The 6,304-nt window shown below is 72.4% G+C and carries 6 protein-coding genes; 5 read left to right on the top strand and 1 reads right to left on the bottom strand.

The features are described from left to right. Positions 1-21 precede the first annotated feature (21 nt). Complete coding sequence (locus tag ACFTZC_RS28080) at positions 22-1,065, top strand: NUDIX hydrolase (protein WP_382894353.1); 1,044 nt, start codon at positions 22-24, stop codon at positions 1,063-1,065. Continuing rightward, a complete protein-coding gene (locus tag ACFTZC_RS28085; protein WP_382894355.1) occupies positions 1,062-1,898 on the top strand; it encodes an MBL fold metallo-hydrolase in 837 nt (278 codons plus the stop codon). Before ACFTZC_RS28080 ends, ACFTZC_RS28085 begins: the two co-directional genes overlap by 4 nt. 113 nt (positions 1,899-2,011) lie before the next feature. On the opposite strand, the gene ACFTZC_RS28090 is transcribed toward ACFTZC_RS28085, so the two are convergent. Further along, complete coding sequence (locus ACFTZC_RS28090; protein WP_015034542.1) at positions 2,012-2,686, bottom strand: Crp/Fnr family transcriptional regulator; 675 nt, start codon at positions 2,684-2,686, stop codon at positions 2,012-2,014. A 352-nt stretch (positions 2,687-3,038) separates the two neighbouring features. Between ACFTZC_RS28090 and nth the strand changes: the two genes are divergently transcribed. The 3 genes from nth (at position 3,039) to ACFTZC_RS28105 (ending at position 6,148) form a co-directional block, all read left to right on the top strand. Beyond that, entirely contained in the window at positions 3,039-3,902 is an 864-nt protein-coding gene (gene nth / locus ACFTZC_RS28095; RefSeq protein WP_382894357.1) for an endonuclease III, read from the top strand. 147 nt (positions 3,903-4,049) lie between these two features. Beyond that, positions 4,050-4,874: an NUDIX hydrolase gene (locus ACFTZC_RS28100; RefSeq protein WP_382894359.1), complete on the top strand. Its 825-nt coding sequence runs from the start codon at positions 4,050-4,052 to the stop codon at positions 4,872-4,874. 74 nt (positions 4,875-4,948) lie between these two features. Beyond that, a complete protein-coding gene (locus tag ACFTZC_RS28105) occupies positions 4,949-6,148 on the top strand; it encodes a MarP family serine protease (RefSeq protein ID WP_382894361.1) in 1,200 nt (399 codons plus the stop codon). The last annotated feature ends 156 nt before the right edge of the window (positions 6,149-6,304 follow it).

Genomic DNA, 6,304 nt, shown 5'->3' on the forward strand with positions numbered 1-6,304 from the left:
GCCAGCGCATAGCATCCGGCCATGTCCAATGGTCAGTGGTACCCGCCCGAATGGCCCGAGCGGATCCGTGCCCTCGCCACCGGCGAGATCACCGCGGTGACTCCCCGGCGGGCCGCGACGGTGATGCTCCTGCGCGACGATCCCGGCGGTCCAGGCGTTCCCGGCGGCCCCGCCGTCCACATGCTGCGGCGCCGCGCCTCGATGGCCTTCGCCGCGGGCGCGTACGCGTACCCGGGCGGCGGAGTCGACCCCAGGGACGACGACCGCCTCGTCCGCTGGGCCGGGCCCGGCCGCGACGTATGGGCGCGGCGGCTCGGCGTGGACCCGGCGTCCGCGCAGGCCATCGTGTGTGCGGCGGTACGCGAGACGTACGAGGAGGCGGGCGTCCTGCTCGCGGGGGAGACCGCGGACACCGTCGTCGGTGACATCGGGGCGGCCGTCGACGGCGCTGATGCCGACCGTAACGCCGATCGGGACGGCTGGGAGGCCGACCGCGCCGCCCTTGTCGACCGGGAGTTCTCCTTCGCCGAATTCCTGGACCGGCGCGGGCTGGTCCTGCGCAGCGATCTGCTCGGCGCGTGGGCCCGCTGGATCACCCCGGAGTTCGAGCCGCGCCGCTACGACACCTGGTTCTTCGTGGCCGCCCTGCCACCGGGGCAGCGGACCAGGAACGCCTCGACCGAGGCCGACCGTACGGTGTGGATCAGGCCGTCCGAGGCGACGGAGGCGTACGACAAGGGGGAGCTGCTGATGATGCCGCCGACCATCGCGACGCTCCGTCAGCTCCAGCCGTACGGTACGGCCGCCGACGCGCTCGCCGGGGCCGCGGGGCGCGATCTGACGCCCGTGCTGGCCACGGCCCGGATGGAAGGCGGGGAACTGGTCCTGAGCTGGCCGGGGCACGACGAGTTCACCAAGCGCGTCGACCGGGCGCCCACGTACGACTCGAACGCCTCCGACTCGAACGCCCCTGGCCCGAACACTGCCGGCCCGAACACTCCCGGCCTGAACACCTCCGGCTCGAACGCCCACGGCGAGCAGCACCCGGCCGGAGGTCCCCGATGAGTGACGCAGCGGTCCTCCCCGGCCAGCCGCGCGGCGGGGTGCTCTCCGGCCCCGCCACCGCCCGCGCCGTGAACGTCCTCGCCCCGAACCCCTCCCCGATGACGCTCGACGGCACCAACACCTGGATCGTCTCCGAGCCCGGCTCGGACCTGGCGGTCGTGATCGACCCGGGGCCGCTGGACGACGCCCACCTCAAGGCGGTCATCGGCGCCGCCGAGCGGGCCGGGAAGCGGGTCGCGCTGACCCTGCTCACCCACGGCCACCCGGACCACGCGGAGGGCGCGGCGCGCTTCGCCGCCCTGACCCGTACCGACGTCCGCGCCCTGGATCCGGCGCTGCGGCTCGGGGACGAGGGGCTGGCGGCCGGGGACGTCGTCACCACCGGCGGGCTGGAGCTACGGGTCGTGCCCACCCCCGGCCACACCTCCGACTCGCTCTGCTTCCATCTGCCGGCCGACCGCGCGGTGTTGACGGGAGACACGGTCCTGGGGCGCGGTACGACGCTCGTCGCGCACCCGGACGGCAGGCTCGGCGACTACCTCGACTCGCTGCGCAGGCTCCGCTCGCTCACGGTCGACGACGGTGTGGACACGGTCCTGCCGGGCCACGGCCCGGTCCTGGACGACGCTCAGGGCGCCGTCGAGTTCTATCTCGCCCACCGGGCCAACCGGCTCGCCCAGATCGAGACCGCGGTCGAGAACGGCCACCGCACCCCCGAGGAGGTCGTGGCGCACGTGTACGCGGAGGTGGACCGCTCCTTGTGGCCCGCCGCCGAACTGTCCGTACGCGCACAGCTCGACTATCTGCGCGAGCACGGCCTCATCCCGGAGTAGCGGGCCGCGGGCACGCACCACGGGCATGCGGAAGGGCCCCGCCCGGCGGACGGGGCCCTTCGCAGACTTCAGCTCAGCGGCTCTGTAGCTCAGCCGCTCTGTAGCTCTGTCGCTCAGCGCGAACGCTTCGCGAGGCGCTCCACGTCCAGCAGGATCACCGCGCGCGCCTCCAGCCGCAGCCAGCCGCGCTGGGCGAAGTCCGCGAGCGCCTTGTTCACCGTCTCGCGCGAGGCGCCGACGAGCTGGGCCAGCTCTTCCTGGGTCAGGTCGTGGACGACGTGGATGCCCTCCTCCGACTGCACGCCGAAGCGGCGCGACAGGTCGAGGAGCGCCCGCGCCACGCGGCCGGGAACGTCGGAGAAGACCAGGTCGGACATCTGGTCGTTCGTCTTGCGCAGCCGTCGCGCGACGGCGCGCAGCAGCGCCGTGGCCACCTCGGGGCGGGCGTTCAGCCAGGGCTGGAGGTCGCCGTGGCCCAGACCGAGGAGCTTGACCTCGGTGAGCGCGGTCGCGGTCGCGGTGCGCGGGCCCGGGTCGAAGAGGGACAGCTCACCGATCAGCTCACCGGGGCCGAGTACCGCCAGCATGTTCTCCCGGCCGTCGGGGGACGTCCGGTGGAGCTTGACCTTGCCTTCGGTGACCACGTAGAGGCGGTCGCCGGGGTCGCCCTCGTGGAACAGCGCGTCACCGCGCGCCAGCGTCGCTTCACTCATCGAGGCGCGGAGCTCCGCCGCCTGCTCGTCATCGAGCGCCGCGAAGAGCGGGGCACGCCGCAGAACGTCGTCCACGTGTTCTCTCCTTGTCGACCTGCTCAGGGAACCATGGTCCCCACCTGCTCAGGGAACCGTGGTCCCCATGATGCCGTACGTGCTGCTTCTTCTCGGGTGGCTCGGCATCCCGGGCTTTCTCCACCCTTCGCCGAGATCCGTTTGTTCGAATCGGCTGTTCGAAACCGTGCGATCAGTCACAAGTTTGACGTACGTACGTGCCACACCGTGCCCGGAGGGCCGATTCGGGTGGTGATCCGCCATGGCCGGGGCGGATGTCGGTGGCGGGCTTTACGCTGGCCGGGTGTCCAACTCGCCGGTGACAGCGCAGGCCAAGGGGGCTGGAAGAGTGTCCGCGGAGCGTAATTCCGCTGTGGGCGAACAGCCTTCGGCGAAACCGAAAAAAGCCACAAAAGGCACAAAAAGCAAGTCGTCGCCCGCCGCGGCCGGGGCCACGGCCAAACCGGAATCGCGGCTGGCGATGGTCCGCCGGGCCCGCCGGATCAACCGTGAGCTGGCCGAGGTCTATCCGTACGCCCATCCCGAGCTGGATTTCCGGAACCCGTTCGAACTGCTCGTCGCGACGGTCCTGTCGGCCCAGACGACCGACCTCCGGGTCAACCAGACGACGCCCGCGCTCTTCGCGAAGTACCCGACGCCCGAGGACATGGCCGCGGCCGTGCCGGAGGAGCTGGAGGAGGTCATCCGGCCGACGGGCTTCTTCCGCGCCAAGACCAGGTCGCTGATAGGGCTCTCCACCGCCCTCCGGGACCGGTTCGACGGCGAGGTGCCGGGCCGGCTGGCCGATCTGGTGACGCTGCCGGGCGTCGGCCGCAAGACCGCCAATGTGGTCCTCGGCAACGCGTTCGGTGTCCCCGGGCTGACCGTGGACACGCACTTCGGCCGGCTAGTCCGGCGCTGGAAGTGGACGGAGCAGGAGGATCCGGAGAAGGTCGAGGCGGAGATCGCCGAGATCTTCCCCAAGAGCGAGTGGACGATGCTCTCGCACCGCGTGATCTTCCACGGGCGCCGGGTCTGCCACTCCCGCAAGCCCGCGTGCGGCGCCTGTCCGATCGCGCCGCTCTGCCCCTCGTACGGGGAGGGCGAGACCGATCCGGAGAAGGCGCGCAAGCTGCTCAAGTACGAATTGGGCGGCTACCCCGGCCAGCGCCTGAGCCCGCCCGCCGACTACCCCGGCCGGCCGGCGCCTCCCGCCGCCCCGGCGGCGCGCGATTGAGCAGGTGGAGGAGGCGCGCCGTATGGGGCCGTATGAAGGTGCGGGACGCGGCGGGCCGGGGCGGCCGGGTGGAACGCACGATCGAGTGGAGCCGGACGGGGGCGGAACGATCCGGCCGATGGTCGGCGTTGTACGACGGGGGTGCTCATGACGCGCGCTAGAGAGACCTACAGCAGCGGGACCCACGGCAGGGGGACCCGCGACGGCGGGACCCACGCCGGCGAGGCCCACGCAGGCGGGACCTACGAAGGCGGGACCCACGCCAGAGGGGCCCACGGCGGCGGGACCTGCGACCCGTCGGCGGACGACATCGCCGTGACCGCCGACGGGCTGCCCGCATGGCTGGCGCCGGTCGCCGGCGCCGCCAGTAACGTCCAGGGCGAGCAGCTCAGCCGTTTCCTGCCGCCGGAGAGCGGCGCCGGCCGCCAGTCCGCCGTGCTGATCCTCTTCGGCGACGGCGACCGGGGACCCGAGCTGCTGCTCATGGAACGGGCCAGCAGCCTGCGCTCGCACGCGGGACAGCCCGCGTTCCCCGGCGGCGCCCTCGACCCGGAGGACGGCGATCCGGCCACCACGGGCCCGCTGCGCGCGGCCCTGCGGGAGGCCCAGGAGGAGACCGGCCTCGATCCGGCGGGCGTCCAGCTCTTCGGCGTGCTGCCCAGGCTCTACATCCCCGTGAGCGGCTTCGTGGTGACGCCCGTCCTCGGCTGGTGGCGGGCGCCGACCCCGGTCGGAGTCGTCGATCCGGCGGAGACGGCCCGCGTCTTCACGGTCCCGGTGGAGGCGCTGACGGACCCGGCCAACCGCGCGACCGCCCGCCACCCCCGAGGCCACCAAGGACCGGCCTTCCTGGTCGAGTCGGCCCTGGTCTGGGGGTTCACCGCCGGGGTGATCGACGGGATCCTGCACCACGCCGGATGGGAGCGGCCGTGGGACCGCTCCCGGCAGGTCCCGCTCGACTGGCGTGCATGAAAGGCTGACCCAGTGTTCTGGCCCGGTCCGGGGCGACCGGAGACATTTCCGCGAGGCAAGCGAGGCTATTGACGGTGAACGTGCTGGACATCCTGCTGCTGCTCGCCGCCGTCTGGTTCGCCGTCGTGGGCTACCGCCAGGGGTTCGTCGTCGGCGTCCTGTCGGTGGTCGGCTTCCTCGGCGGCGGTCTCGTCGCCGTCTATCTCCTTCCGGTGGTCTGGGCCAAGCTCACCCAGGACTCCGAGGTCTCCACGACGGCCGCGGTCGTGGCGGTCGTCATAGTGATCGTCTGCGCCTCGGTGGGGCAGGCGTTCACCACCCACCTCGGCAACAGACTCCGCCGCTACATCACCTGGTCCCCGGCCCGGGCCCTGGACGCGACGGGCGGCGCGCTGGTCAACGTCGTGGCCATGCTGCTGGTCGCCTGGCTGATCGGCTCCGCCCTCGCCGGTACGTCCCTGCCGACGCTCGGCAAGGAGGTCCGCGGCTCGAAGGTGCTCACCGGCGTCTCCCAGGTCATGCCCACGGAGGCGTCGACCTGGTTCACGGACTTCTCGTCCGTCCTCGCGCAGAACGGCTTCCCGCAGGTCTTCAGCCCGTTCGACAACGAGCCCATCCCCGAGGTCACGCCCCCGGACCCGGCGCTCGCCGGCAGCCCGGTCGCGGCCCGCGCCAAGAAGTCCATCGTCAAGGTCGTCGGTACGGCCCAGAGCTGCGGCAAGGTCCTCGAAGGCTCCGGCTTCGTCTTCGCCGACCGCCGGGTGATGACCAACGCGCACGTGGTCGGCGGCGTGAGCGAGCCGACGGTCCAGATCGGCGGCGAGGGCAAGCTGTACGACGCCAAGGTCGTCGTCTACGACTGGCGGCGCGACATCGCCGTACTGGACGTGCCGGACCTCCCGGCCGCACCGCTCCGGTTCAGCGAGGAGAGCGCGGCCAGCCGGGACGACGCGATCGTCGCCGGCTTCCCGGAGAACGGCGCGTACGACGTCCGCTCCGCCCGTGTCCGCGGCACCATCGACGCCAACGGCCCCGACATCTACCGCCGCGGTGAGGTCCAGCGCGGCGTCTACTCGCTCTTCGCGACCGTGCGCCAGGGCAACTCCGGCGGCCCGCTCCTCACCCCGGAGGGCGAGGTGTACGGAGTGATCTTCGCGAGGTCGCTCGACGACCCCGACACGGGCTACGCCCTGACGGTCGACGAGATCCGCGACGACATCACCCTCGGCCGGACCGCGAACCAGCAGGTCGACACCGAGGGGTGCGCGCTCTAGGGGGAGGGCGCTCCAGGGGAGGGCGCCCCAGCCGCTCGCGGCCCCGGGGCGCCGCGACCCTAGCCGCGTTGATGGCGTAGCCGGGCCGAGACCCAGCGCGCCCTGCGGCGGAGAATCAGCGAAATACCGAGCCGGGCATCATGGCCCTGATCTTCG

It is taken from the genome of Streptomyces sp. NPDC056987 (assembly GCF_042673865.1).
Taxonomy (GTDB): Bacteria; Actinomycetota; Actinomycetes; order Streptomycetales; family Streptomycetaceae; genus Streptomyces.

Excerpts from the sequence above, each read along its gene's own strand:
- ACFTZC_RS28080 (WP_382894353.1), top strand. The coding sequence starts at position 22 with ATGTCCAATGGTCAGTGGTACCCGCCCGAATGGCCCGAGCGGATCCGT.
- ACFTZC_RS28085 (WP_382894355.1), top strand. The coding sequence starts at position 1,062 with ATGAGTGACGCAGCGGTCCTCCCCGGCCAGCCGCGCGGCGGGGTGCTC.
- ACFTZC_RS28100 (WP_382894359.1), top strand. The coding sequence starts at position 4,050 with ATGACGCGCGCTAGAGAGACCTACAGCAGCGGGACCCACGGCAGGGGG.